The organism is Pseudomonas sp. B21-015 (assembly GCF_024749285.1).
Taxonomy (GTDB): Bacteria; Pseudomonadota; Gammaproteobacteria; order Pseudomonadales; family Pseudomonadaceae; genus Aquipseudomonas.
In genome coordinates this window covers 4,359,758-4,385,844 of sequence record NZ_CP087196.1, presented here as the reverse complement: position 1 = coordinate 4,385,844, position 26,087 = coordinate 4,359,758, and the positions used below count along the sequence as shown (strand labels likewise).

The following is a 26,087-nucleotide window of genomic DNA, read 5'->3' as shown; positions in this document are numbered from 1 at the left end:
TGAACTGGATGGACACAAAAAAATGCCCGCATCAATTGATGCGGGCATTTTCGTTTACGTCTCAAAGCAAAGAGCGCAGCCTTCGGCAAGCTCCTGCATAACCGGCCTTACCGGTTATTGATCGTCAAAGTAGCGCTCATGCCAATCCACCAGCGGCTGCGGTGAATTGAGTTTCTGGCCGTAGATCACCGAGTACGACAGCACGTTCTGCACATACTGGCGGGTTTCGTCGAACGGGATGCTTTCTACCCACACATCGAAGCTCAGGTGATCGGCACCGCGCAGCCATTGACGCACGCGGCCGGGGCCGGCGTTGTAAGCGGCGGAGGCAAGGACGCGGTTGCCGTTGAACTGGCTGTGCACCTGGCTCAGGTAAGCGGCACCGAGCTGGATGTTCTTGTCCGGATCCAGCACCTGCTGCGGCGAGGCCAGCGGAATGCTGAACTTGCGCGCGGTTTCCTTGGCGGTGACGGGCATCAGTTGCATCAGGCCGCTGGCGCCGACGCCGGAGCGGGCGTCGTCCATGAAGGCACTTTCCTGGCGGGTGATGGCGAATACCCAGCTCGAGTGCAGTCCACGGACCTTGGCTTCGCGCACCAGGGTTTCGCGGTGGGCCATCGGGAAGCGGATGTCCAGATCGTCCCAGTACTGCGCCTGACTGATGGTGCGGATCGCCGGGAAATACCATTTCAGGTCGTAGGCCAGTTTCGCCTGGGCGACCATTTCATCACGGCTGAAGTGCCGGCTGACGTGGTACCACTCGCGGCGGCCGTCGACGATCTGCCCGCGGGCATGGAACTCCAGCGCGCGGCGCACACCTGGGGTATTGCGAACCTTGTTGATCAGCGCCTGGCTGAGCACCAGCGGTTTGTTGTTCAGCGAATAGGATGACTGTGAGCGATCGGCCGCCAGGAAACCGTAGAAGTCGCGCTCGTGAGCCAGGTTCTTGTAAAGCGTCTGCGCTTGCGGATTCTGCGGCTGCGCCAGCTCCAGGCTGCGAGCCTGCCAGTAACGCCAGCGATTGGTAGTGGCCAGGTCCTGAGGCAGGCGGCGGGTCAACTGATAGGCGTCGTCCCAACGGGCCAGACGCAACAGCAGGCGCAAGCGCCATTCGGAAACGGTGTTGTCCCGCAGTTCCGGGTCGTATTTGGTCATCACGTCCAGCGCGCGGCTGTCGAAACGTCGAGCCAGGGTCAGGCCGATTTCCCGGGCGATCGCGACTTTTTCGTCACGGGAGAAGTGCATGCTGCTGGCATAACCGTCGAGCAGGGCCATGGCCTTGTCCGGATCCTGACGAGCCAGGCGGCGCAGGCCAAGGCTGACTATGTCGGACATCGGCTCATCGGCCGGGATGAAGCGCGACGGCTGATTCAGCAGCTCGGGTTTCTGCGCCACATCCACCAGCAGACGACCGCGCGGGGCGAGGGTTGTCAGGCCATTGATCAGGCTGTTGGCCAGCGGGTAGTTGCGGGCGTGGGCGGCGAGTTTGGTGCGTTCCCAGCGTTTCTGTTCAGTCAGTTGACCATCGGCGGCCCACATGCCGAACACTGCATCGCATGCCTCGGGCTGGGTTTTGCCGCTCAGCCAGAGCTTTTCGGCGTTGACGTAGCCTTCAGCCTTGCGGTTATGGCTGATCTGATACTGCGCGTTCAGGCAGTCCAGTTCGGTGAAATTGAGCTTGGGATCATAGTATTTGACGAAGGTCGCCCAATCGCCGCGTTCGGTCAGCCAGCGCAGCCAGCGCAATTTCATCCAGTTGGCTTGCGGCAGGTCACCGTGTTCGGCGAGGAAGTTCTCGATTTCGGCATTGCTCGCGGTTTTCAGCCGCGCGGTCAGTTCGTCATAAGCCAGGTAGGGGGTCAGCGGATAATCGCTGAGCGCCTGGCTATAACGGAAATAAGGGCCGGAATCGCCCTTGGCCAAGGCACGCTTGGCTTCGTCGTAATACTGGCGTTGGGTAGACAGGTCTACCGCCTGGGCGGATTGAACGGCAGCGGCGGTAAGAAGCAAACATGAAAAAAGATTGAAAAGGCGACTGCGCATGGTACGTCCGGGCAGAGAAATCGTGACATGTGCCGGCAACGCCGGCACTTGATATCTGTAGCTTAGCCTTTTGCCAGCACCCGGTGAAAGCTTTGCCGGGCTAGCGGCACAAGTTCGCAACAATTATTAGTCAGAGTGTTGTCACAGCGAAATTGCCGGCCTTCTGAAGCCTCAAGTCAGGTAGAATGCGCGCCCGGTTTTTGGAGAAGCTCATGACCCTGCTCAAATTCAGCGATGTGTCCCTTGCTTTCGGCGCTATGCCGTTGTTGGACAAGGTGTCCTGGCAGATCGCCCGTGGTGAGCGGGTGTGCATCATCGGCCGCAATGGCACTGGCAAGTCCAGCATGATGAAGCTCGTCAAAGGCGACCAGAAGCCTGATGACGGCTCCGTTTGGCGTGCGCCTGGTCTCAAGATCGGCGAATTGCCGCAAGAATTGCCGGTAGCCGACGAGCGGACCGTGTTCGACGTGGTTGCCGAAGGCCTGGACGGTGTTGGCGAGCTGCTCGCGCAGTATCACCACCTGAGCCAGAACATCGTTACCGACGCCGATCTGGACAAACTGATGCACGTCCAGCACGACCTCGAAGCCCGCGATGGCTGGCGTTTGCAGCAACTGGTCGACAGCACGTTGAGCCGCTTGCAACTGCCGGCCGACAAAACCCTCGCCGAATTGTCCGGCGGCTGGCGTCGCCGCGTCCTGCTGGCCCAGGCTCTGGTTTCCGAACCGGACCTGCTGCTGCTCGACGAACCGACCAACCACCTGGACATCGGTGCCATCGCCTGGCTCGAAGAAGCGCTGAAGGATTTCCAGGGCGCTGTGCTGTTCATCACGCACGACCGTTCATTCCTGCAGAACCTTGCGACCCGCATCCTGGAACTGGATCGCGGCGGCTTGATCGACTGGAACGGCGATTACGCCAGCTTCCTCGTGCACAAAGAAGCCACACTGGCCGCTGAAGAAACCGCCAACGCGCTGTTCGACAAGAAACTGGCCCAGGAAGAAGTCTGGATCCGCCAGGGCATCAAGGCGCGTCGCACCCGTAACGAAGGCCGTGTCCGTGCACTCAAAGCCCTGCGCGTCGAGCGTAGCGAGCGTCGTGAGCGTACCGGCAAGGCCAACATCCAGCTGGATACCGCCGACAAGTCCGGCAAGCAGGTGATGGTGCTCGAGAACGTGAGTTTCGCTCACCCGGGCGGTCCGTTCCTGATCAAGGATTTCTCGATGGTCCTGCAGCGCGGCGACCGCATCGGTCTGCTCGGCGCCAACGGTACCGGCAAGACCACGTTGCTGAAACTGATGCTCAGCGGTCTGCAACCGACCAGCGGCGCAGTGGAAGAGGGGACGCGCATCGACGTGGCCTACTTCGACCAGTTGCGCCATCAGCTGGACCTGGAAAAGACCGTGATCGACAACGTGGCCGAAGGCCGTGACTTCATCGACATCGATGGTCAGAGCCGCCATGTGCTGAGCTACCTCGGCGACTTCCTGTTCAGCCCGCAGCGTGCTCGTACGCCGGTCAAGGCGCTGTCCGGTGGTGAGCGTGCCCGGCTGTTGCTGGCCAAACTGTTCAGCAAGCCGGCGAACCTGCTGGTGCTCGACGAACCGACCAACGACCTGGACGTGGAAACCCTTGAGCTGCTGGAAGAGGTCTTGCTGACCTTCAATGGCACCGTGCTGATGGTCAGCCACGACCGGGCATTCCTCGACAACGTGGTCACCAGCACCCTGGTCTTCGAAGGTGAAGGCAAGGTTCGCGAATACGTCGGTGGTTATCAGGACTGGCTGCGTCAGGGCGGCTCGCCGCGCCTGCTGGGCGTGACCGAGAGCAAATCCGGCAAGGCCGACCTGAACTCTGCCGTCGTGACGGCCGAGCCTGCGCCAGTCGCTGCGGTGGAAGCCCCGGCGCCGGTGGCGAAAAAGAAGCTCAGCTACAAGTTGCAGCGTGAGCTGGAAGCCTTGCCAGGCCAGATCGAAGCCATGGAGCAGCAGATCGCGCTGGTTGAAGCGCAGATGGCGGATGCCGGCTTCTATCAGCGTCCACCTGCCGAGACGGCTGCGGTGATCGCTCAGCTCGAGCAATTGCAGGCTGAACTCGACGTGATGGTCGAGCGCTGGGCCGAACTGGATGCCTGATTGATCCGGCTATAAAAAAGCCCGGCGTTCAGTGATGAGCGCCGGGCTTTTCGTATGGAGCTCGATCTGTTGGCTGCGTTAGATCCCCTGTGGGAGCGAGCAGGGTATGGGTTGTCAGCTTTTGATCAGGCGCACCGCCAGCACATCGCAAGGCGCGCCGTGCAGTACGTCGTTGGCGGTGGAGCCCAGCAACAGCGCCAGACCATGCCGACCATGACTGCCCACCACGATCAGGTCGCAGGTTTGTTCCTTGGCAAGGTGGTGAATCTCCTGGCGCGGCTGGCCGTAGGTCAAGTGGCTGTATTCCTTGGAGAGTTCCGGGTATTTCACGATCAACCGCTCAAGGCGCTCCTTGGCCTGATCGAACTGTTGTTGTTGCAACTGGGAAAGGTCCATCGGCACGTCGCCGCCAAAGGCCATGGCCATCGGCTCGACAATATGCACCAGGGACAGCTTCGCGCCATTGCTCACCGAGAGTTCGCGAGCGCGGTGGATTACAGGATCGCACTCTTCGGTTAGATCTACAGCGACCAGAATATGGTGGTAGGGCATGAGGTGCTCCTCCTGAGGATTGCAATATTGGTAAGTATGGCTGGTTTCAAGCGCATTGGTTTCAGAGTGACTCAATGGGCTCATCAAGAATCGGGAGTACAGATATGACGGTCTGGATAGTGGTGTCAATCCTGTTGGTGGTGCTGAGCCCACTGGCCTGGTTGCGTCCGTCTCGTGGCCAGAGCGGGCGCATGGCCCTGCGCATGGAGGCGCGGCGCATTGGCCTTGCCATGCAACTGGCGCCCCAGGAGTGGCCGCACTGGCTGAGCCAGGAGCCGCCGAGCCCTTGCGCCCAGTACCATCGGCCGCGCCGTGGCACTCAGCCGGCGTGCTGGAGCTATTGGCAGAAAGCGCCGGGGGTGTGGGTCAATCAGTGGCAGGAGGTCTGCGAGGATGGAGCGCTGCTGAATCATTTCGAAAAATTGCCTGCCAACGTCTACAAGATCGAGGCGGACAAGCAAATGATTGCCCTGTATTGGGGCGAGAAGGGTGAGGCCGAGGTTCTGCAACAGATCGACGCCACGCTCAAAGCACTCGCTTGAAACCCGATCTGTAGCCGCTGCCTCGCAGGCTCGGCAGCGGCTACAGAGGCAATAAAAAGCCCGACATCATCATCGGGCTGGGGTTGGCCAGGCAGGCCGGTAATTCTTTGTGGCACTGATCTTACGCTGGGCATTCGCCAAAAGCGTTCAAATTTTTTCTTCAGAGTCCCGCCAGCGTAGCTTGTTAAACACAGGCCGCCGGTAATTAGGGCGACTTTTCTAACTATTGATTCTATGAATGGCCTCGCGGGCATCCGCGTGTTGCAGGTCTTCGTGGTACGGAAGTGACTGGAAAGTCGCGTTTCAACCAGTGTTTTGGGCGATTGACAATTGTCGGAAATTCCGTGAAGGTGACGTACCCAAATCAAACGGGCGTATGAATTGAGCGTTTGTATTACACACCGCTCCTACAGAATCCCGACTATCGCGTTGGCGGGTGTGCCGGGTGAATTGGCGTTAGCATCGACGATAAACGTCCCTGCCGAGCCAGTCGCTTGCGTCCGACGTGTACTGTTCAGCTTCCATATCGTGGAGATCAGTTGATGATTTACGAAGGTAAAGCCATCACGGTTAAGGCTCTTGAAAGTGGCATCGTCGAATTGAAATTCGACCTCAAGGGTGAGTCCGTCAACAAGTTCAACCGTCTTACCCTGAACGAACTGCGTCAGGCTGTAGACACCATCAAGGCAGATGCTTCGATCAAGGGTGTGATCGTCAGCAGTGGCAAGGACGTATTCATCGTCGGCGCCGACATCACCGAATTCGTCGACAACTTCAAGCTGCCGGATGCAGAGCTTGTTGCTGGCAACCTCGAAGCCAACAAGATTTTCAGCGATTTTGAAGACCTCAATGTCCCGACTGTCGCCGCGATCAATGGCATCGCACTGGGCGGCGGTCTGGAAATGTGCCTGGCGGCGGATTTCCGCGTCATGGCCAGCACCGCCAAAATCGGCCTGCCGGAAGTCAAACTGGGCATCTACCCAGGCTTTGGCGGTACTGTGCGTTTGCCGCGCATCATTGGTGCCGACAATGCCATCGAGTGGATTGCTGCCGGTAAGGAAAACCGCGCTGAAGACGCGTTGAAAGTCGGTGCCGTCGACGCTGTGGTCGACTCGCAGAAGTTGCAGGAAGCGGCGCTGAACCTGATCAAGTGCGCCATCTCCGGTGAGTTTGACTACAAGGCCAAGCGTCAGCCGAAGCTCGAAAAACTCAAACTCAACGCCATCGAACAAATGATGTCGTTTGAAACCGCCAAAGGTTTCGTGGCCGGCCAAGCGGGCCCGAACTACCCGGCGCCGGTCGAAGCGATCAAGACCATCCAGAAAGCTGCGAACTTCGGGCGCGACAAGGCGCTGGAAGTCGAAGCCGCCGGTTTCGTCAAACTGGCCAAGACCTCTGCCGCGCAGAGCTTGATCGGTCTGTTCCTGAACGATCAGGAACTGAAGAAAAAGGCCAAGGCCTACGACGAAATCGCCAAGGAAGTGAAGCAGGCCGCCGTATTGGGCGCCGGCATCATGGGGGGCGGTATCGCTTATCAGTCGGCCTCCAAAGGCACGCCGATCCTGATGAAAGACATCAACGAGCACGGTATCGAGCAAGGTCTGGCCGAAGCCGCCAAACTGCTGGTGGGCCGCGTTGATAAAGGTCGCATGACTGCGGCGAAGATGGCCGAAGTGCTCAACGGTATTCGTCCGACCCTGTCTTACGGCGATTTCGGTCACGTCGACCTGGTCGTCGAAGCCGTTGTCGAGAACCCGAAGGTCAAGCAGGCCGTTCTGGCCGAAGTCGAAGGCAAGGTCAAAGAGGACACCATCCTCGCGTCCAACACTTCGACCATTTCCATCACCTTGCTGGCCAAAGCCCTCAAGCGTCCGGAAAACTTCGTCGGCATGCACTTCTTCAACCCGGTGCACATGATGCCGCTGGTTGAAGTGATCCGTGGCGAGAAGTCCAGTGAAGTGGCCGTTGCCACCACCGTTGCCTACGCCAAGAAAATGGGCAAGAACCCGATCGTCGTCAACGACTGCCCGGGCTTTTTGGTCAACCGCGTGCTGTTCCCGTACTTCGGTGGTTTCGCCAAACTGGTCAGCGCCGGCGTGGACTTCGTCCGTATCGACAAGGTCATGGAGAAATTCGGCTGGCCAATGGGCCCGGCATACCTGATGGACGTGGTCGGCATCGACACCGGTCACCACGGTCGTGACGTCATGGCTGAAGGCTTCCCGGATCGCATGAAGGACGACCGTCGTTCGGCCGTCGACGTGCTCTATGAAGCCAAGCGCCTGGGCCAGAAGAACGGCAAGGGTTTCTATGCCTACGAAACCGACAAGCGCGGCAAGCAGAAGAAAGTCGCCGATTCGTCGGTGCTGGAAGTGCTCAAGCCGATCGTTTTCCAACAGCTCGAAGTCACTGACGAAGACATCATCAACTGGATGATGATCCCGCTGTGCCTGGAAACCGTGCGCTGCCTGGAAGACGGCATTGTCGATACCGCCGCCGAAGCCGACATGGGTCTGGTCTACGGTATTGGTTTCCCTCCATTCCGTGGCGGTGCGCTGCGTTACATCGACTCGATCGGTGTTGCAGAGTTCGTTGCCCTGGCTGACCAGTACGCTGATTTGGGCGCGCTGTACCACCCGACCGCGAAGCTGCGTGAAATGGCCAAAAACGGTCAGAGCTTCTTCGGTTAAGCGCCCACACTAGAGCGAGAGTGAACGTATATGAGCTTGAATCCTAGAGACGTCGTGATTGTCGACTTCGGTCGTACGCCGATGGGCCGCTCCAAGGGCGGCATGCACCGCAACACCCGCGCCGAAGACATGTCGGCGCACCTGATCAGCAAACTGCTGGAACGCAACGTCAAGGTCGACCCGAGCGAAGTCGAAGACGTGATCTGGGGTTGTGTGAACCAGACCCTGGAGCAGGGCTGGAACATCGCCCGCATGGCGTCCCTGATGACGCAGATCCCGCACACCTCGGCCGGCCAGACCGTCAGTCGTCTGTGTGGCTCGTCCATGAGTGCGCTGCACACTGCCGCGCAAGCGATCATGACCGGCAACGGTGACGTTTTCGTCGTCGGCGGCGTCGAGCATATGGGCCATGTGAGCATGATGCACGGTGTCGATCCGAACCCGCACATGTCCCTGTACGCGGCGAAAGCCTCGGGCATGATGGGCCTGACCGCGGAAATGCTCGGCAAAATGCACGGCATTACTCGCGAGCAGCAGGACGCCTTTGGCGTGCGTTCCCACCAACTCGCCCACAAGGCGACCGTGGAAGGCAAGTTCAAGGACGAAATCATCCCGATGCAGGGCTACGACGAGAACGGTTTCCTGAAGCTGTTCGACTACGACGAAACCATTCGTCCGGAAACCACCCTGGAAAGCCTGGCGGCTCTGAAGCCAGCGTTTAATCCTAAGGGCGGCACCGTGACCGCCGGTACTTCGTCGCAGATCACCGACGGTGCTTCGTGCATGATCGTGATGTCGGCACAGCGTGCCCAGGACCTGGGCATCCAGCCGCTGGCGGTGATTCGCTCGATGGCAGTAGCAGGTGTGGACCCGGCGATCATGGGCTATGGTCCAGTACCGGCAACGCAGAAAGCATTGAAGCGCGCGGGCCTTGGCATCAACGATATCGACTTCTTCGAACTCAACGAAGCTTTCGCCGCACAGGCCCTGCCAGTGCTGAAAGATTTGAAAGTGCTCGACAAGATGAACGAGAAGGTTAACCTGCACGGCGGCGCGATCGCCCTGGGTCACCCGTTCGGTTGCTCCGGTGCACGTATTTCGGGCACCTTGCTGAACGTGATGAAGCAGAATGGCGGCACCTTCGGGGTGGCTACCATGTGCATTGGTCTCGGCCAAGGCATCTCCACCGTCTTCGAACGCGTTTAAGCGTTTCGTTGATGGAAGCCGGGGCCAAGTGCCCCGGTTTTTGTTTTTCCGGATTTATTTTGTTTTTATTTTAAAAAGATTTGAGTGAGGGCCAAAGCATGCCGATACAACCTGGGCTCTACCAGCATTACAAAGGTCCGCAGTACCGCGTATTCAGTGTTGCGCGGCATTCGGAGACCGAAGAAGAAGTGGTCTTCTACCAAGCCCTGTATGGCGATTACGGCTTTTGGGTGCGTCCCTTGAGCATGTTCCTGGAGTCGGTCGAGGTTGACGGCGAACAGGTGCCACGCTTTGCTTTGGTGCAAGCCGAACCGAGCGTTTTTCCGCAGCCATAAGGGGAGTGCGCGCAGAACCCTGCGCTTGACCTCACCTTGTAGCCACTATATATAGCGGTGCCGCGTCAGGCGCCAACCGCCTTTCACTTTTAGAATTCAGGAATTTTCTGATCCATGGGCAAATCGCTGGTCATTGTGGAATCCCCGGCTAAGGCCAAGACCATCAACAAGTATCTGGGTAACCAATACGTGGTGAAGTCGAGTATCGGCCATATCCGAGACCTGCCCACCAGCGGTTCGGCTAGCGCCAGCAAAGAGCCTGCCGCCAAGCGTGGCAAGGCCGCCGCAGGTGAAGGTCCGGTGCTCACGCCGAAGGAGAAAGCGCGCAAGCAGCTGGTCTCGCGCATGGGGGTCGATCCCGATCATGGCTGGAAAGCCAAGTACGAGATCCTCCCGGGCAAGGAAAAGGTTATCGAAGAGCTGCGCCGGCTCGCCAAAGATGCTGACACCATCTATCTCGCAACCGACTTGGACCGCGAGGGGGAAGCCATTGCCTGGCACCTGCGCGAAGCCATCGGTGGTGACGACAGCCGCTACAAGCGTGTGGTGTTCAACGAAATCACCAAAAAAGCGATCCAGGAAGCTTTCTCCCAGCCGGGCGAGCTGGACATCGATCGCGTAAACGCTCAGCAGGCGCGTCGCTTCCTTGACCGCGTGGTGGGTTACATGGTTTCGCCGCTGTTGTGGGCCAAGGTCGCTCGTGGTCTGTCCGCCGGTCGCGTGCAATCGGTTGCCGTGAAGCTGGTGGTCGAGCGTGAGCGTGAAATCCGCGCGTTCAACCCGGAAGAGTACTGGGAAGTTCATGCTGACCTCGGCACCACCAAGGGCGCGACCGTGCGTTTCGACGTGGCCCGCGAGAAAGGCGAAGCCTTCAAGCCGCTCAACGAAGCCCAGGCCATGGCCGCGCTGGAGAAGCTCAAGGCTTCCAGCTACAGCATCGTCAAGCGCGAGGACAAACCGACCAGCAGCAAACCGTCGGCACCGTTCATCACTTCCACCCTGCAACAGGCCGCGAGCAACCGCCTGGGCTTCGGTGTGAAGAAAACCATGATGATGGCCCAGCGTCTGTACGAAGCCGGCTACATCACTTATATGCGTACCGACTCCACCAACCTCTCGGCCGATGCCGTGACGATGGCGCGTACTTATATTGAAGGCGAATTCGGCAAGAAGTACCTGCCGGAAACCCCGAACGTCTACAGCAGCAAAGAAGGCGCACAAGAGGCTCACGAAGCGATTCGTCCGTCTGATGCCAATACCGAGCCAAGCAAGCTGTCGGGCATGGAGCGTGATGCCGAGCGGCTTTACGAGCTGATCTGGCGCCAGTTCCTGGCGTGCCAGATGCTGCCGGCCCAATACCTGTCAACCACGGTTACCGTTGGTGCCGGTGACTTCGAGTTGCGCGCCAAGGGCCGCATCCTGAAGTTCGACGGTTACACCCGCGTCATGCCGCAAATCACCAAGCCTGGTGATGACGACGTGTTGCCGGACATGGCCCAGGGCGACGCGATGAAGCTGATCAAGCTTGATCCGACCCAGCACTTCACCAAGCCGCCGGCGCGTTACTCGGAAGCGAGCCTGGTAAAGGAAATGGAAAAACGCGGCATCGGTCGTCCTTCGACCTACGCGGCGATCATTTCGACCATCCAGGACCGCGGTTACGTGGCGCTGCATAACCGTCGTTTCTATTCGGAAAAGATGGGCGATATCGTCACCGAACGTCTGGCCGAGAGCTTCTCCAATCTCATGGACTACGGCTTCACCGCCGGCATGGAAGAGAATCTCGATGATGTGGCCCAGGGCGAGCGCGACTGGAAAAACGTGCTCGACGAGTTCTACGGCGACTTCAAGAAGAAACTCGAAGTGGCCGAAAGCGCCGAAGGCGGCATGCGCGCCAACCAGCCGGTAATGACTGACATTCCGTGCGTGTTGTGCAGTCGTCCGATGCAGATCCGTACTGCCTCGACGGGTGTATTCCTCGGTTGCTCGGGCTACAGCCTGCCGCCGAAAGAGCGCTGCAAAGCCACCGTCAACCTGGTGCCGGGCGATGAAATCGCCGCGGACGACGAGGGTGAGTCCGAGTCGCTGGTCCTGCGTGGCAAGCATCGCTGCCCGATCTGCAGCACGGCGATGGATGCTTACCTGCTCGACGAGAAGCGCAAGCTGCACATCTGCGGTAACAACCCGGATTGCGCTGGCTACGAAATCGAAGAGGGCACTTACCGCATCAAGGGCTATGAAGGTCCGAGCCTGGAGTGCGACAAGTGCGGTAGCGAGATGCAGCTCAAGACCGGCCGTTTCGGCAAGTTCTTCGGTTGCACCAACGCGACGTGCAAGAACACCCGCAAGCTGCTGAAAAGCGGTGACGCGGCGCCGCCAAAGATGGACCCGGTGAAGATGCCTGAGCTCAAATGCGAAAAGGTCAACGACACCTACATCCTGCGCGACGGTGCTTCCGGCCTGTTCCTGGCGGCCAGCCAATTCCCGAAAAACCGCGAGACCCGTGCTCCATTGGTCGTGGAGATCGTGCCGCACAAGGATGAGATCGATCCGAAGTACCACTTCCTTTGCGAAGCACCGAAGAAAGATCCCGACGGCCTTCCTGCAGTGATCCGTTACAGCCGCAAGACCAAAGAGCAGTACGTGCAGACTGAGGTCGACGGTAAACCGACTGGCTGGAAGGCGTATTACGACGGCGGCAAGTGGACGGTTGAAGACAAGCGTCCAGCAGCCAAGGCTTAAAAGCCGCTGTACACAAAAGGCCGCATGACAACCCTCGGGTTTTCATGCGGCCTTTTTGTTTTGGGCTTGCGGTGAGCTTGGGTGATCCACGACACTGTCTGACCTGCGTGAAGCAATTATTTCGTTGTGGAGGCTGCCGTCATGGCCCACGAACTCTATACCCGTACCAATCAGAAGATTTATTTCGCCGGCCTGTCGCTGGAAGCGCTTGCCAGGGCTGAAGAGGGGCGGGCGATGAACTCCCTGGCGCTGATTCAGGCCGGGCGCGAGTCAGCGTTGTTTCACCTGTATGGTGCGCTGCTGGGGTTGTGTCATGAAATCGCCGGTTTCTATCGCTTGCCTCAGGCCAATGCGCCTAGGGCAGAGACGCTGCTGACCCGCGAAGTGCTCGAAACCATCGCTATTCCGGAAATGGCGGAGATGGTCGAGCTGGCGCAAAACCCTGAGACCTGGCTGGCCAAACTGCTGTCGGCTCATGCTGCGCTGTTTCAGCCACCTCGCACTCCGCACAAGCCCAAGGGCGATGTGACACAGCCGCTCATTCTGGCCGTCAATCTGGATGAAGACGAGGCGCCTGAGGAGCTGAGCCGGGAGGAACTGGAGAGCTGGCGCCAGAACCTGAAAGGCTTGGCGATTAGGTTTCGCGAAGGGTTAAACGAGTGCTGAAAGATTGAGTGTTTGGCGAATGGCCGACTCAAGGAAGGGTGTTGTCAGAAATTTCTCTTCGTGATGGCATCTGGTCAAGATCCCGAGCGAAGCTTGGCCGATGCCTATATAATCTCCGCCTTTCGTGGAGAACAGACCTTTATGCCAACGTCCTTTCTAGAAATTGTCGAGTTACCAGACGGCCGAATCGAGCTGCGCAGGGCTGAGGACGAGGGTTCTCTGGTTACTTTGGATTTCTCCGAGGATGCCAAGGCTTTCCTGCAAGGCCAGCACGTGGAAGTCGCCAAGGCGATGTTGAGCGTCGGTGTTCAGATGGCAGGACGCCTGGTTGAAGGCGAATTTGATAAGGAAGAGGGGCCACGGGTTCTTCATTGATCCCGCCCGTCGGATTCTGCCGATACCTCTACAGATTGGCTTCTCTATATCTATGGAGAAGCCCCGCGCTATTCAGCGCGCAGTGTTTATCAGTTAGCCCAGTCGAATATTCAGGCTTTGCGCATCCCCGGTACGGGCAGCGCTGATCAACTGTTGCCGCGACGAAGTACTCAACGGATTTAGCCAGCTGACAACCGTATGGCTGCGGCCAAGTCGCAAGGCTTCACAGGTCAACTGCTGAGCGCTCTGTGCGCCGCGCGGTTGCAGCAGCAGAATGCGTTCACGGTTCAGGCCAGCGTCCCGTAACCAAGCCTGGGTCAGGCTGGCGGGCGGGGCGATCAGTGTCAGCCAGCGTGCATCCTGATCCTGGCTCAGTTCCCTGAGAATCGGTGCCAGAAGGTTCAGGCAGTTCCCGGCCGCGCCGCGCAGTGATAGTTCGCTGAAGACTTCGGGCTCGGTGCTCCAGGGCGACTCGACCACGTCTTTCAGGATTGGCGCCAGCGGCTGCGCCATGAACGCCTCGAACAACGGTAGTTGGGCTTGCTGTGAGGTGTGTGGGAACTGCATAAAGCCTCCTTTAGCGGCGAATCACGCCGACACTCAAGCCTTCGATGACCAGTTCCTGATCTTTCAGGTTGACTTCGATAGGGGCGAATTCAGGGTTTTCGGCAATCAACCAGACCTTGCTGCCGTCGCGCTTGAAGCGCTTGACGGTCACTTCGTCACCGATCCGTGCCACCACGATCTGGCCATTGCGGGCTTCGCGGGTCGTATGGACGGCCAGCAGGTCGCCATCGAAAATGCCGACATCCTTCATGCTCATGCCATGGACCCGCAGCAGATAGTCGGCACGAGGGTGGAAGAACGAAGGGTTGATGTTGCAGGATTCTTCGATGTGCTGTTGGGCCAGGATCGGAGCACCCGCCGCCACTCGGCCGATGATCGGCAGCGTGGACTCGTCGGCCTTGGCTTCGAAGCCTGGGATGCGAATGCCGCGGGAGGCGCCGGGGGTCATTTCGATCGCCCCCTTGCGGGCCAGTGCCTTGAGGTGTTCTTCCGCCGCGTTGGGCGACTTGAAGCCCAGTTCCTGAGCGATTTCCGCGCGGGTCGGTGGGTAGCCGTTGTCTTCGAGGCAGCGTTTGATGAAGGCCAGAATCTCTGCTTGGCGTGGCGTCAGCTTTAGCATATTGATCGCTCTGTTTTTTTATACAGTGACTGGGATTATATACAGTGAACCAGTCTTGGCAATGCCCCTTTTTTTACCGGCCGCTGGACGGTCATTCTGCTCGCTGATTGAAGCGCCACTGTTGTATGGTTAAATAACTGACCGACCATTCCAAAAACGAACCGCCAGACTTGACAAGGCCTGGGCTGAAACGTATGTTTCAAACAAGTGTTTGTCAGGCGGAGTAGCCATGGCCCAGTCGGAAACCGTTGAACGCATTCTCGATGCTGCCGAGCAGTTGTTCGCGGAAAAAGGTTTCGCTGAAACCTCATTGCGTCTGATCACCAGCAAGGCCGGTGTCAATCTGGCGGCGGTGAATTATCACTTTGGATCGAAGAAGGCGCTGATTCAGGCGGTCTTCTCGCGTTTTCTCGGGCCGTTCTGCCTCAGTCTCGATAAAGAGCTGGAGCGCCGTTCGGCCAAGCCCGAGAACAAACCGACCCTTGAAGAGCTGCTGGAGATCCTCGTCGAGCAAGCCCTGGTGGTGCAGCCACGCAGTGGCAACGACCTGTCCATTTTCATGCGTTTGCTGGGGCTGGCCTTCAGTCAGAGCCAAGGGCACTTGCGTCGTTATCTGGAAGACATGTACGGCAAGGTTTTCCGCCGCTACATGATGCTGGTCAACGAGGCTGCACCGCGCATTCCACCGATCGAATTGTTCTGGCGCGTGCACTTCATGCTCGGTGCCGCGGCGTTCAGCATGTCGGGGATCAAGGCCTTGCGCGCGATTGCCGAGACCGATTTCGGCGTCAACACCTCCATCGAGCAAGTGATGCGTCTGATGGTGCCGTTCCTGGCCGCGGGCATGCGTGCCGAAACCGGCGTCACCGACACCGCCATGGCCACTGCACAGTTGCGTCCGCGCAGCAAATCGGCCCCGGTGGCCGCCAAGGTTTAACCACACACGGGTGGGCGCGGCAGCTGACATCCGCTAAGCTAGCCGCCCATGCCGACTCTCGTTCTGAACCCCCTCATTGATATCGCCGACCTGCCGGGCTCAGCCCATGGCGGCGAATTCGTGCGAGCCGGGTTTATCGTAATCAAGGAATTTCTATGACTGCTGGCCTGCAAGGCTCGTTGATGGTGGACGTCGCCGGTACCTGGCTGACGTCTGAAGATCGCCAATTGTTGCGTCAACCTGAAGTGGGCGGCCTGATCATTTTTGCCCGCAACATCGAACACCCGCGTCAGGTGCGCGAGTTGAGCGCTGCGATCCGCGCCATTCGTCCCGATCTGCTGCTGGCGGTGGATCAGGAGGGTGGTCGGGTTCAGCGGCTGCGTCAGGGCTTCGTGCGGTTGCCAGCCATGCGCGCCATCGCCGACAACCCGAATGCCGAATACCTGGCCGAACAGTGCGGCTGGATCATGGCGACCGAAGTGCTGGCGGTCGGTCTCGACCTGAGCTTCGCCCCGGTGCTGGACCTGGATTACCAGCGCAGCGCGGTGGTCGGAACCCGTTCGTTCGAGGGTGATCCCGAACGCGCCGCCTTGCTCGCCGGTGCATTCATTCGCGGCATGAACAGCGCCGGGATGGCCGCCACCGGCAAGCATTTCCCCGGTCATGGCTGGGCCGAGGCCGACTCCCATGTTGCGATTCCCAACGACGAGCGCAGCCTCGATGAGATCCGTGCCAACGATCTGGTGCCGTTCGCGCGATTGAGCAAGCAGCTGGCCGCCGTCATGCCGGCCCACGTTATTTATCCACAAGTCGATTCCCGGCCCGCTGGTTTCTCCCGCCGCTGGTTACAGGACATCCTGCGCGGCGAGTTGCAATTCGATGGCGTGATCTTCAGTGACGACCTGTCGATGGCCGGTGCGCATGTGGTGGGCGATGCTGCCAGTCGCATCGAAGCGGCATTGGCCGCCGGTTGTGACATGGGCCTGGTGTGCAACGACCGCGCGGCCGCCGAGCTGGCCTTGAGCGCCGCCCAGCGTTTGAAGGTCAAACCTTCGGCGCGTATTGCGCGGATGCGTGGGCAGGCGTATGCCAACACCGAATACCGTCAAGATCCGCGCTGGCTGACGGCCGTCGGCGCGCTCAAAGAAGCTCAATTGATTGATTAAGGACTTTTCGTTATGACGGTTTACGCGATTATCGGTGGCACCGGCTTGACTCAGCTCGAAGGCTTGAGCATTCGTCAGTCATTGGCGGTGGACACTCCTTACGGCGCGCCTTCGGCCGAGGTGCAGATTGGTGAATACGCTGGCAAGGAGGTGCTGTTTCTCGCGCGTCACGGGCACCCGCACCGCTTTCCGCCACATCAGGTGAACTACCGCGCCAACCTGTGGGCCTTGAAGCAGGCCGGTGCCGAAGCGATTCTTGCGGTCAATGCCGTGGGCGGGATTCATGCTGCGATGGGTACCGGGCACTTCTGCGTGCCGCATCAATTGATCGACTACACCAGCGGTCGCCAACACACCTATTTTGCCGATGACCTGGAACAGGTGACGCACATCGACTTCAGCTATCCCTACAGCGAACCCCTGCGTCAGCAATTGATTGCAGCGTTGGCGGTTGAAGGGGTTGGCTACAGCAGCCATGGCGTATATGCCTGCACCCAGGGCCCGCGTCTGGAAACAGTGGCTGAAATCGCGAGGCTGGAACGTGACGGCTGCGACATTGTCGGCATGACCGGTATGCCGGAAGCGGCACTGGCGCGTGAACTGGAACTGGATTACGCCTGCCTGGCGCTGGTGGTGAACCCGGCGGCGGGCAAGTCGACGGCAGTGATCACCATGGCCGAGATCGAGCAGGCATTACATGACGGGATGGGCAAGGTGAAGTCGACGTTGGCGCGGGTGCTTAAGGGTTAATCAGTCGTTACATCGAGTCGACCCCCATCGCGAGCAGGCTCGCTCCCTCATTAATTTTGTGTTGTCTCCATTATGGTGGGCAAACACAGATCCAATGTGGGAGCGAGCCTGCTCGCGATGGCGATTCTATAATCGCCGCTACTTGTCGATTTTTTCCGGCAACGGCGCAAACAACGCCTCGATATCATCACTCTGCAACTTCCAGTCCCCGGTCTTGCGCCCATCCAGCACGCCTGCGGCCAGATCGGACTTTTCCTTCTGCAGATGCTGAATCTTCTCCTCAACCGTGCCCCTGGCAATCATCTTGTAGACGAACACCGGTTTCTCCTGGCCAATGCGATACGCGCGATCCGTCGCCTGATTTTCCGTCGCCGGGTTCCACCAGGGGTCGTAGTGAATCACGGTATCGGCTTCGGTCAGGTTCAGGCCTACACCGCCAGCCTTCAAGCTGATCAGAAAGATCTGACGCTTGCCGCTCTGGAACTCCTTCACCGGCGTGCGCCGGTCGCGGGTCTGCCCGGTCAGGATCGCATACGCCACGCCGCGATTGTTCAGTTCGTCCTCGATCAGCGACAGCATTGAAGTGAACTGCGAGAACAGCAGAATCCGCCGACCTTCCTCGAACAACTCTTCAAGCATTTCCATCAGGCTGTCGAGTTTGCCGGAGGTGCTGCCGCGAGCGGGCAGGGCGGCATCGTTGACCAGGCGCAAATCACAACACACCTGACGCAGTTTCAGCAGCGCCTCAAGGATGATGATCTGGCTGCGCGCCACGCCCTTGCGGGTGATTTCGTCGCGGACTTTCTTGTCCATGGCCAGGCGCATGGTTTCGTATACGTCGCGCTGGGCTTCGTTGAGCTCGACCCAATGGATGATCTCGGTTTTCGGCGGCAGTTCGGTGGCCACCTGTTCCTTGGTCCGGCGCAGCAGGAACGGTTTGATCCGACCGTTCAGGTGTTGAAGTCTTACTTCGCTTGCGCGTTTTTCAATCGGAACGCGGTAATCGCGGTTGAAGCTTTTCACGTCACCGAGCCATCCCGGCAGCAGGAAGTGGAACAGTGACCACAGCTCGCCCAAGTGGTTTTCCAGTGGTGTGCCACTCAGGCACAGCCGCTGGCGAGCATTCAGCTCACGGGCCGCATGGGCGGCCTTGCTGTTGGGGTTTTTGATGTACTGAGCCTCATCCAGCACTAGCACGTGTAACGGCTGCGCGGCCAGGCGTTCGACGTCCTTGGGCAGCAGCGCATAGGTGGTCAGGATCAGGTCGTAATCGGCCAGATTGTCGAAATGCTTTTTGCGGCTGACACCGTACAGCGCCAGCACTTTGAGCTGCGGCGTGAAATGCGCCGCTTCGTCGAGCCAGTTGGGAATCAGGCTGGTGGGCATGACCACCATGCACGGCCGATCGAGGCGCCCGGCATTTTTCTCGCTGAGAACGTGCGCGAGGGTCTGTAGGGTTTTGCCCAGGCCCATGTCGTCCGCGAGAATCCCGCCGACTTCCAGTTGTCGCAACGACTGCATCCAGCTCAGGCCTTCCAGCTGATACGGGCGCAAGGTGGCATTCAAGCCTTCGGGCGCGGCGGCGGTGTGGTCCTTGATATCGCGCAGGCGCTGGGCAAAGGTGCGGATCTGCTCGCCACCTTCCCAGAGCAGCGGCAGGCCTTCCAGCGGGTTCAGTCGCGTGGCGTCGGCCTTGCTCAGGCGCAGCGTGGTTTCGCCGGGTTCTTGCAGATAAAACTCGCCGAGGGTGGCCAGCACCGGTTTCAGGCGGCCGAAGGGCAGGGCGACCTGCAAGGGGCCCTGGTCGGTGCTGCGGCGTTGCGGGATGTTCACCAGAATCAGTTCGTCGTCGCGACGTCGGGCGAGCCGTTCCGGGTTGAGGATCTCGGTGTGGGAGCGCATCAGGTTCAACAGGATCGGCAGCAGGCTCAGGCGTTCGCCGTTAACGATGATCCCCAGTTCCAGGTCGAACCAGTCTCGCTCCGGTGCCTGCTCGACGGTGGCGTACCAATCGTCCACGGCGGTCAGGTCGAAGCCGAAGTCCTCGTCGATCTGCAACTCCCAGCCTTGGGTGCGCAACTTCGGCAGCTCATTGAGGGTGAAGGTCAGCCAGGCGCTGTCGTTGACCATCTCGTAGAGTTCGCCGGCACTTTCCGGCAAAGCCTTGCTTTGTCGGGTGGCGACCTTGAAACCGAGAATTCGCAGCTGTTCCCTGTAGGTCTGTTCGACTTCCGGGTGACGTTTTATCCGCAACGTCTGCGTCTCCTGGCGGATCAGGATGTCGGCGTTCTTCTGTCCGCTGACGTATTCATCCAGGTAACTGAAGGACAGCGCCGCACGATGCTGGATATAACGCTGCATCTTGCCGTTACGCGGTTCGAAGGCGCTGAACTCGATGCTCGCCAGCCACAGGCGCGGCACCGGTTGCACGTTGTCCACCAAGACTTGCGGCGGCGCCTTGGGGCTACGGTTTTCCAGTACGGCCTGAAGTTTTTCCAGCAGTTCGGCGTCTTTTGCCGCGGCCGGGTATGCGAGGGTTTCCTGCACTTGCAGCAACACCGCGGCGCAATGTTTGCAGTTGCTGTGAACCGGGCAGGTGCACGTGGCGTCGATCATCAGCAAGGTGCCTTTGGCCGACTCGCGCAGGCGAATGGTCTGACGGTAAACGTTACCGCCAGAGCCTTCGCAACTGGCGGTGATGGTGGCGTCGCCAACTTCGACGATCCTGACGCGGTTTTCCAGCGCGTAGCGGCGGCCGCGCTCCAGGCTCTGTTCCTTGAATCGGCTGACCCAGGATGTTGCCAGGGGTTTGCTCAGGGTCGCGGAGGACATAAGGGCTTCAATCAGTCCGGAATTACATCGGGGGCTGGCCGAGGCGCAGGAGCGGTCAGTGAGGTGATCTTGATCAGCAGGCCCAGGTGACCGTTGTCGAGGAAGTTCAGATGGCCGTTCTTGGTGTGGCTTTCCTGTTTCAGGCGTTCGCTGGCGGTGACCATGCCGTTGGCGTCAATCTGATTGACCCAGAAGTCGGCGTCGACGTCGGTGAAACGCCCCAGTTTCAGGTTCAACGTGCCCTCGATCGGGAACTGGCCAAACTGTTCCTTGCCTTCGCTGATCGCCACTTTGCTGGCTTCTTCACCCAGGTTCTGTTGCCAGGCCTTGTGCAGCAACACTGTGTATTCGTTGCTGGCGGTGAGCTTTTCCACTTCGGTATTCAGGCTCGGCGTGCGAAAGCTGTCGGGGCTGATGCGTTGGGCGCCGGCAGCCCAGTCTTCCGGCGCGGCGCGGCTGACGATGGCGGGCACGGCGTTTTGCCGCACCAGAATCATTTCAACCTGATACAGATCATCGGCAAACGCCGTCGAGGCGAGCAACGACATTAACAGCGTCATCAACAAGGTCAGTGAGCGAAACAGGCGCATGCGGCGTCCTTCAAGCAGTGGTCGGAATGAGGCGCTCGAATAGCGCCTCTACAGTATTAAAGCGTTCTTCCGGGCGTTCCATCGGCACTTGGAATTTAAACATCGTGGCGCCTTCGAATTTGTAGCGTTTGGGCTGGCTCTGGATCAGCTTGATCAGTGTCAGCGGATCGACCGGGGTCTGTGCCGCGAACTCGATACGGCCGCCTTGCGGGCCGCCGTCGACTTTCTTGATGCCCAGCTGTTCGGCCTGCAATTTCAGCGCCGTGATCCGCACCAGGTTCTTGGTCGGCTCCGGCAGCAGGCCGAAACGATCGATCATCTCCACTTGCAGGTCCTTGAGGCCCTCCTCATCGGTGGCCGAGGCAATGCGTTTGTAGAGAATCAGGCGCGCATGAACGTCCGGCAGGTAGTCTTCTGGGATCAACGCCGGCACACGCAGATTGACTTCCGGGCCGCCACCCAGCGGTTGATCGAGGTTCGGCTGTTCGCCCTTGCGGATCGACTTCACTGCACGCTCGAGCATTTCCATGTACAGCGTGAAGCCCACGGCCTGGATCTGCCCGCTCTGCCCATCGCCCAGCAGTTCGCCGGCGCCACGGATTTCCAGGTCGTTGGTGGCGAGCACGAAGCCCGCGCCGAGGTCCTGGGTATTGGCGATCGCTTCCAGACGCTTTTCCGCGTCGGGAGTGATCTGTTGGCGCGGCGGTGTCAGCAGGTAAGCATACGCCTGGTGGTGGCTGCGACCGACCCGACCACGCAACTGGTGCAACTGGGCCAGGCCGAACTTGTCGGCGCGTTCGATGATGATGGTGTTGGCGCTCGGCACGTCGATGCCGGTCTCGATGATGGTCGAGGCAATCAGTACGTTGAAGCGCTTGTGGTAGAAGTCACTCATCACCTGTTCGAGTTCGCGCTCGCGCATCTGTCCGTGGCCGATGCCGATCCGCGCTTCCGGCACCAGTTCGGCGAGGTCGGCGGCGCATTTCTCGATGGTCTTCACGTCGTTGTGCAGGTAGTAGACCTGGCCGCCACGCAGCAACTCACGCAGCAGGGCCTCTTTGACCGTGCTCTTGTTCTGCTCCATGACGAAGGTGCGCACCGACAGACGACGGGCCGGTGGCGTGGCGATGATCGACAGGTCACGCATGCCCGACACCGCCATGTTCAGCGTGCGCGGAATCGGCGTGGCGGTCAGCGTCAGGATGTCGACTTCACTGCGCAGCGCCTTGAGCTGCTCTTTCTGACGGACACCGAAACGGTGTTCTTCGTCGATGATCACCAGCCCGAGATTTTTGATTTTGACGTCATCTTGCAGCAGCTTGTGTGTGCCAATGACGATGTCGATCTTGCCTTCGGCCAGGTCCGCGACCGCGGCGTTCACTTCCTTGGTCGACTTGAAGCGGCTCATCACCTCCACGCTCACCGGCCAGTCGGCGAAGCGGTCGCGGAAGCTGTTGTAGTGTTGCTGGGCGAGCAGGGTGGTCGGCACCAGAATCGCCACCTGACGACCGCCATGCACCGCAATGAACGCCGCGCGCATCGCCACTTCGGTCTTGCCGAAGCCGACGTCGCCGCAGACCAGGCGATCCATCGGTTTCGGCGCGAGCATGTCGGCGCGCACCGCTTCGATGGTGGTTTGCTGGTCCGGGGTTTCTTCGAACGGGAAACCGGCGCTGAAGGTCGCGTAATCGGCTTTCGGGTCGGCGAAGGCATAACCCTCGCGAGCGGCGCGGCGGGCATAGATGTCGAGCAACTCGGCGGCCACGTCGCGCACTTGTTCGGCGGCTTTGCGCTTGGCTTTCTGCCAGGTCTCGGAACCGAGGCGGTGCAGCGGCGCCAGGGCATCGTCGCTGCCGGTATAACGAGCGATCAAATGCAGGTTGGCTACCGGAACGTACAGCTTGGCGTTCTCGGCATATTCAAGGGTCAGGAATTCGGCGGCTTGATTGTCGATTTCCAGAATCGTCAGCCCCAGATAACGGCCGACACCGTGATCGATGTGCACCACCGGTGCGCCTTCGCGCAGTTCGGTGAGGTTTTTGATCACGGCATCGTTGTTGGCGTCGGCGCGCTTTTCGCGGCGACGGCGCTGCATCACGCGTTGACCGAACAATGGGCTTTCAGCGACCAGCGCCAGGGCTGGATCGTCCAGCACCAAGCCTTCGTCGAGCGGCGCGATGGTGATCGCCAGGCGCTCCTTGCTGGCGACAAAGTCCGGCCAGCTGTCGACGGTTTTCGGTCGCAGCTTCAAGCGTTCCAGCAACTCCAGCAGCACTTCACGACGGCCCGCGGATTCGGCGGTAAACAGCACGCGGCCAGGGAATTCGTCGAGGAAACCGGCCAGCGCCGCCAACGGCTGAGTGGCCTTGGCTTCAATGGCCAGGTTCGGCAGCGGCTGAGCCGGGAAGCGCTCGCGACCGACACCGGTTTCCACATCCTGTTGACTGGCAACCACACGCGGCCAGTTCTTCAGGCGGGCAAAGCAATCTTCCACGGGCAGGAACAGCTCGGCCGGTGGCAATAAAGGACGAGATGGGTCGACACGGCGCTCTTCGTAACGATTGCGCACATCGTTCCAGAAATTCTCTGCCGCCTGTTCGATGCCCGGCAAAGAGAACACTTGTGTGTCCTGGGGCAGATAGTCGAACAGCGTAGAGGTTTCGTCGAAGAACAGCGGCAAGTAGTACTCGATACCCGCCGGTGTAATCCCGCTGCTCAAATCCTGAAAGATCGGGCAGCGACGGAAGTCGACATCGAAACGCTCGCGAAAGCGCGCCTTGAAACGGGTGACCGCGTCCTTTTGCAGCGGGAACTCCCGCGCCGGCAGCAGGCGAACGGTGTCCACCTTGTCGATGGAACGCTGGTTTTCCGGATCGAAGGTGCGCAGGGTTTCGATTTCGTCGTCGAACAGATCGATGCGGAAGGGCAGTTTGCTGCCCATCGGGAACAGATCGATCAGTGAGCCGCGCACAGTGAACTCGCCGTGCTCGTATACGGTATCGACGTAGCGATAGCCGCTGGCCTCAAGCCGGCTGCGCATTTGCTCGACATCGAGCTTCTGGCCGACGTCCAGCACCAGGCTGCTGCCCAGCAGGAATTTGGTCGGCGCCAGGCGGTGCAGGGCCGTGGTGATCGGCACGACCAGAACGCCATGTGCCAGCTCGGGTAGCCGATACAGGCTGGAGATGCGCTGCGAGATGATGTCCTGGTGTGGCGAGAACAGGTCGTAGGGCAGGGTTTCCCAGTCGGGGAAATGCAGTACAGGCAAATCCGGGGCGAAGAAACTCAGCTCCTGTTCCAGCCGTTCGGCACTCTGGCTGTCGGCGGTCAGTAGCAGGGTAAAGCGCTTGGCAGCGCTGGCGGCCTCGGCAATGGCCAGGCTCAGGGCGGCACCGGGCAGGTTGCCCCAGTGCTGTTTACCTGCCGCGGCAGGGAGAAGCGGTAGACGCAGAACGGGCACGGAAGGTTGAGCTCCAAGCGTTGCGACAAAGTCGGCAATTGTAACGGTCTCGAGTGCCGGCTGTCAGTTGCAGACTGTGTCTATATACACAGGTTGGGCAAAATGTAGTGGTAATGACAAAAACTGGCGCTTTAATAGTGAAAATGTAGTGCCGAAACCGCTCAGTGTTACGGAGGGTTACGGACACGGCGGCGCTGTCGTCGAAAATTTGACAAGGCTGAAAGCCCCGGTTTTACTGGGCTGGCGCAGGGCGTGATTTTTTTGAACGGGATTTTGTTACCGCCCGTTCGACAGGCGCGCATTGCTACGGGAGGGACTCGGCGGCATAATGTAGCCCCTTTTTTCTGCCCCTACATGTGGAAGGTTCCCGTGACTCAGAAGCCCGACCAGTGTCTTGGTGAATGGATCGACCGTGAAGCACTCGCAGAAGCGATGATTCCGCTTATCGGTCAGCTCTACCGCAATAACAACGTGGTGAGCTCGATCTATGGCCGCAGTCTGATCAACCAGTCTGTCATCGCGATCCTCAAAGCTCACCGCTTTGCTCGCCATCGCCAGTCCGATGACAGCGAATTGTCCGTCCACGAAACATTCCCTCTGCTCAAGGCAATGAGCGAGCTCAAGCTCGGCGCTGCTTCGGTAGACCTGGGCAAGTTGGCCGTCAAGTTCAAGGCCGAAGGCAATGGCCGTACCGCCGAAGCGTTCGTCCGTGACGAACTGGCCGATGTGGTCGGCAAGCAGAATGGTTCCGGTCGTACCGGCACCGACGTTGTCCTGTATGGCTTCGGTCGTATCGGCCGTCTGCTGGCGCGCATCCTGATCGAGAAAACCGGTGGTGGCGACGGCCTGCGTCTGCGCGCCATCGTTGTCCGCAAGGGCGCCGAGAACGATCTGGTCAAGCGTGCCAGCCTGCTGCGTCGCGACTCGGTGCACGGTTCGTTCAATGGCACCATCACCATTGATGAAGCCAACAACACCATCACCGCCAACGGCAACCTGATCCAGGTTATCTACGCGAAGAACCCGACTGAAGTGGACTACACCCAGTACGGCATCAAAAATGCGCTGCTGGTGGACAACACCGGTGTATGGCGTGACGCCGAGGGCTTGGGCCAGCACCTGGCCTGCCCGGGTATCGACCGCGTTGTTCTGACCGCGCCTGGCAAAGGCAAGCTGAAGAACATCGTTCACGGCATCAACCACGGTGAAATCACCGCTGACGACAAGATCGTGTCCGCCGCTTCCTGCACCACCAACGCCATCGTGCCGGTGCTGAAGGCTGTGAATGACAAGTTCGGCATCATCAACGGTCACGTCGAAACCGTTCACTCGTACACCAACGACCAGAACCTGATCGACAACTTCCACAAAGGCGATCGTCGTGGCCGTAGCGCCGCGCTGAACATGGTCATCACCGAGACTGGTGCTGCCACCGCTGCCGCCAAGGCGCTGCCTGAGCTGGCCGGCAAGCTGACCGGTAACGCGATCCGTGTTCCGACGCCGAACGTGTCGATGGCCATTCTCAACCTGAACCTTGAGAAAGCCGCTACCCGTGAAGAGATGAACGAGTACCTGCGCTACATGGCGCTGCACTCCGATCTGCACAAGCAAATCGACTACGTCAATTCGCAGGAAGTGGTTTCCACCGACTTCGTTGGCTCGCGCCACGCAGGCGTTGTGGACGCTGAAGCGACTATCGTTCAGGACAACCGCGTTGTTCTGTACGTCTGGTACGACAACGAGTTCGGTTACAGCTGCCAGGTCGTTCGCGTGATGGAAGACATGGCCGGTGTAAACCCGCCAGCGTTCCCGCGCTAAGCCTTAGCCGCACATGAAAACGCCCCGACTTCGGTCGGGGCGTTTTTGTTTGTGCGTTCGGC

19 protein-coding genes are annotated in these 26,087 nt (G+C 59.6%); 12 read left to right on the top strand and 7 right to left on the bottom strand.

All coding sequences use genetic code 11. The features are described from left to right. Positions 1-114: 114 nt before the first annotated feature. Complete coding sequence (locus LOY38_RS19995; protein ID WP_258696727.1) at positions 115-2,043, bottom strand: transglycosylase SLT domain-containing protein; 1,929 nt, start codon at positions 2,041-2,043, stop codon at positions 115-117. A gap of 212 nt (positions 2,044-2,255) precedes the next feature. Here LOY38_RS19995 and LOY38_RS19990 point away from each other — a divergent pair, with 212 nt between their 5' ends. After that, on the top strand, positions 2,256-4,178 hold the full coding sequence (locus LOY38_RS19990; protein ID WP_258696726.1) for an ATP-binding cassette domain-containing protein: 1,923 nt from the start codon (positions 2,256-2,258) through the stop codon (positions 4,176-4,178). 114 nt (positions 4,179-4,292) lie between these two features. On the opposite strand, the gene LOY38_RS19985 is transcribed toward LOY38_RS19990, so the two are convergent. After that, on the bottom strand, positions 4,293-4,730 hold the full coding sequence (locus LOY38_RS19985) for a universal stress protein (protein ID WP_030128421.1): 438 nt from the start codon (positions 4,728-4,730) through the stop codon (positions 4,293-4,295). A gap of 104 nt (positions 4,731-4,834) precedes the next feature. Here LOY38_RS19985 and LOY38_RS19980 point away from each other — a divergent pair, with 104 nt between their 5' ends. The 7 genes from LOY38_RS19980 (at position 4,835) to LOY38_RS19950 (ending at position 13,286) form a co-directional block, all read left to right on the top strand. Further along, a complete protein-coding gene (locus LOY38_RS19980) occupies positions 4,835-5,272 on the top strand; it encodes a hypothetical protein (RefSeq protein WP_258696725.1) in 438 nt (145 codons plus the stop codon). Between the two features lie 542 nt (positions 5,273-5,814). Then, positions 5,815-7,962, top strand: a complete 2,148-nt coding sequence (fadB, locus tag LOY38_RS19975; protein WP_258696724.1) for a fatty acid oxidation complex subunit alpha FadB — start codon at positions 5,815-5,817, stop codon at positions 7,960-7,962. A 30-nt stretch (positions 7,963-7,992) separates the two neighbouring features. Continuing rightward, a complete protein-coding gene (gene fadA / locus LOY38_RS19970) occupies positions 7,993-9,168 on the top strand; it encodes an acetyl-CoA C-acyltransferase FadA (RefSeq protein WP_007933190.1) in 1,176 nt (391 codons plus the stop codon). Between the two features lie 98 nt (positions 9,169-9,266). Further along, positions 9,267-9,503 (top strand): DUF1653 domain-containing protein, encoded by a 237-nt coding sequence (locus LOY38_RS19965; protein ID WP_057715655.1) that lies wholly within the window; start codon positions 9,267-9,269, stop codon positions 9,501-9,503. A gap of 114 nt (positions 9,504-9,617) precedes the next feature. Beyond that, positions 9,618-12,245, top strand: coding sequence for a type I DNA topoisomerase (gene topA, locus LOY38_RS19960; protein WP_258696723.1), 2,628 nt, complete (start codon positions 9,618-9,620; stop codon positions 12,243-12,245). 141 nt (positions 12,246-12,386) lie between these two features. Further along, positions 12,387-12,911 carry a DUF6586 family protein gene (locus tag LOY38_RS19955; RefSeq protein ID WP_258696722.1) on the top strand — a complete coding sequence of 175 codons (525 nt, stop codon included), beginning with the start codon at positions 12,387-12,389 and terminating at the stop codon, positions 12,909-12,911. Positions 12,912-13,052: 141 nt separating this feature from the next. Then, positions 13,053-13,286, top strand: coding sequence for a hypothetical protein (locus LOY38_RS19950; RefSeq protein ID WP_007933173.1), 234 nt, complete (start codon positions 13,053-13,055; stop codon positions 13,284-13,286). 93 nt (positions 13,287-13,379) lie between these two features. Here the strand turns inward: LOY38_RS19950 and sulA are convergent, their stop codons facing one another. Next, the gene (gene sulA, locus LOY38_RS19945) at positions 13,380-13,853 is read right to left on the bottom strand and encodes an SOS-induced cell division inhibitor SulA (protein ID WP_258696721.1); all 474 of its coding nucleotides are present in this window, start codon (positions 13,851-13,853) and stop codon (positions 13,380-13,382) included. Positions 13,854-13,863: 10 nt separating this feature from the next. Next, the gene (gene lexA / locus LOY38_RS19940; RefSeq protein ID WP_007933171.1) at positions 13,864-14,472 is read right to left on the bottom strand and encodes a transcriptional repressor LexA; all 609 of its coding nucleotides are present in this window, start codon (positions 14,470-14,472) and stop codon (positions 13,864-13,866) included. 229 nt (positions 14,473-14,701) lie between these two features. On the opposite strand from lexA, the gene LOY38_RS19935 reads away from it, so the two are divergent. From LOY38_RS19935 to LOY38_RS19925, 3 genes are all read left to right on the top strand, one after another. After that, positions 14,702-15,409 (top strand): TetR/AcrR family transcriptional regulator, encoded by a 708-nt coding sequence (locus tag LOY38_RS19935; RefSeq protein ID WP_258696720.1) that lies wholly within the window; start codon positions 14,702-14,704, stop codon positions 15,407-15,409. A gap of 167 nt (positions 15,410-15,576) precedes the next feature. Then, a complete protein-coding gene (gene nagZ / locus LOY38_RS19930; protein ID WP_258700763.1) occupies positions 15,577-16,575 on the top strand; it encodes a beta-N-acetylhexosaminidase in 999 nt (332 codons plus the stop codon). A gap of 12 nt (positions 16,576-16,587) precedes the next feature. Next, complete coding sequence (locus LOY38_RS19925) at positions 16,588-17,325, top strand: S-methyl-5'-thioinosine phosphorylase (RefSeq protein WP_258696719.1); 738 nt, start codon at positions 16,588-16,590, stop codon at positions 17,323-17,325. Between the two features lie 138 nt (positions 17,326-17,463). Here the strand turns inward: LOY38_RS19925 and LOY38_RS19920 are convergent, their stop codons facing one another. Genes LOY38_RS19920 through mfd form a run of 3 tightly spaced genes read right to left on the bottom strand, consistent with a single transcriptional unit; the run spans position 17,464 to position 24,207 of the window. Then, positions 17,464-20,157 carry a DEAD/DEAH box helicase gene (locus LOY38_RS19920; protein ID WP_258696718.1) on the bottom strand — a complete coding sequence of 898 codons (2,694 nt, stop codon included), beginning with the start codon at positions 20,155-20,157 and terminating at the stop codon, positions 17,464-17,466. Between the two features lie 11 nt (positions 20,158-20,168). Next, positions 20,169-20,747, bottom strand: a complete 579-nt coding sequence (locus LOY38_RS19915) for a peptidoglycan binding protein CsiV (protein WP_258696717.1) — start codon at positions 20,745-20,747, stop codon at positions 20,169-20,171. Between the two features lie 10 nt (positions 20,748-20,757). Then, positions 20,758-24,207 carry a transcription-repair coupling factor gene (gene mfd, locus LOY38_RS19910; protein WP_258696716.1) on the bottom strand — a complete coding sequence of 1,150 codons (3,450 nt, stop codon included), beginning with the start codon at positions 24,205-24,207 and terminating at the stop codon, positions 20,758-20,760. A gap of 354 nt (positions 24,208-24,561) precedes the next feature. On the opposite strand from mfd, the gene LOY38_RS19905 reads away from it, so the two are divergent. Next, a complete protein-coding gene (locus tag LOY38_RS19905) occupies positions 24,562-26,025 on the top strand; it encodes a glyceraldehyde-3-phosphate dehydrogenase (RefSeq protein ID WP_123720883.1) in 1,464 nt (487 codons plus the stop codon). The last annotated feature ends 62 nt before the right edge of the window (positions 26,026-26,087 follow it).

Excerpts from the sequence above, each read along its gene's own strand:
- LOY38_RS19915 (WP_258696717.1), bottom strand. The coding sequence starts at position 20,747 with ATGCGCCTGTTTCGCTCACTGACCTTGTTGATGACGCTGTTAATGTCG.
- sulA (WP_258696721.1), bottom strand. The coding sequence starts at position 13,853 with ATGCAGTTCCCACACACCTCACAGCAAGCCCAACTACCGTTGTTCGAG.
- LOY38_RS19985 (WP_030128421.1), bottom strand. The coding sequence starts at position 4,730 with ATGCCCTACCACCATATTCTGGTCGCTGTAGATCTAACCGAAGAGTGC.
- LOY38_RS19955 (WP_258696722.1), top strand. The coding sequence starts at position 12,387 with ATGGCCCACGAACTCTATACCCGTACCAATCAGAAGATTTATTTCGCC.
- LOY38_RS19925 (WP_258696719.1), top strand. The coding sequence starts at position 16,588 with ATGACGGTTTACGCGATTATCGGTGGCACCGGCTTGACTCAGCTCGAA.
- LOY38_RS19990 (WP_258696726.1), top strand. The coding sequence starts at position 2,256 with ATGACCCTGCTCAAATTCAGCGATGTGTCCCTTGCTTTCGGCGCTATG.
- fadA (WP_007933190.1), top strand. The coding sequence starts at position 7,993 with ATGAGCTTGAATCCTAGAGACGTCGTGATTGTCGACTTCGGTCGTACG.
- LOY38_RS19980 (WP_258696725.1), top strand. The coding sequence starts at position 4,835 with ATGACGGTCTGGATAGTGGTGTCAATCCTGTTGGTGGTGCTGAGCCCA.
- LOY38_RS19905 (WP_123720883.1), top strand. The coding sequence starts at position 24,562 with ATGTGGAAGGTTCCCGTGACTCAGAAGCCCGACCAGTGTCTTGGTGAA.
- lexA (WP_007933171.1), bottom strand. The coding sequence starts at position 14,472 with ATGCTAAAGCTGACGCCACGCCAAGCAGAGATTCTGGCCTTCATCAAA.
- LOY38_RS19995 (WP_258696727.1), bottom strand. The coding sequence starts at position 2,043 with ATGCGCAGTCGCCTTTTCAATCTTTTTTCATGTTTGCTTCTTACCGCC.
- LOY38_RS19965 (WP_057715655.1), top strand. The coding sequence starts at position 9,267 with ATGCCGATACAACCTGGGCTCTACCAGCATTACAAAGGTCCGCAGTAC.
- fadB (WP_258696724.1), top strand. The coding sequence starts at position 5,815 with ATGATTTACGAAGGTAAAGCCATCACGGTTAAGGCTCTTGAAAGTGGC.
- topA (WP_258696723.1), top strand. The coding sequence starts at position 9,618 with ATGGGCAAATCGCTGGTCATTGTGGAATCCCCGGCTAAGGCCAAGACC.
- LOY38_RS19920 (WP_258696718.1), bottom strand. The coding sequence starts at position 20,157 with ATGTCCTCCGCGACCCTGAGCAAACCCCTGGCAACATCCTGGGTCAGC.
- LOY38_RS19950 (WP_007933173.1), top strand. The coding sequence starts at position 13,053 with ATGCCAACGTCCTTTCTAGAAATTGTCGAGTTACCAGACGGCCGAATC.
- LOY38_RS19935 (WP_258696720.1), top strand. The coding sequence starts at position 14,702 with ATGGCCCAGTCGGAAACCGTTGAACGCATTCTCGATGCTGCCGAGCAG.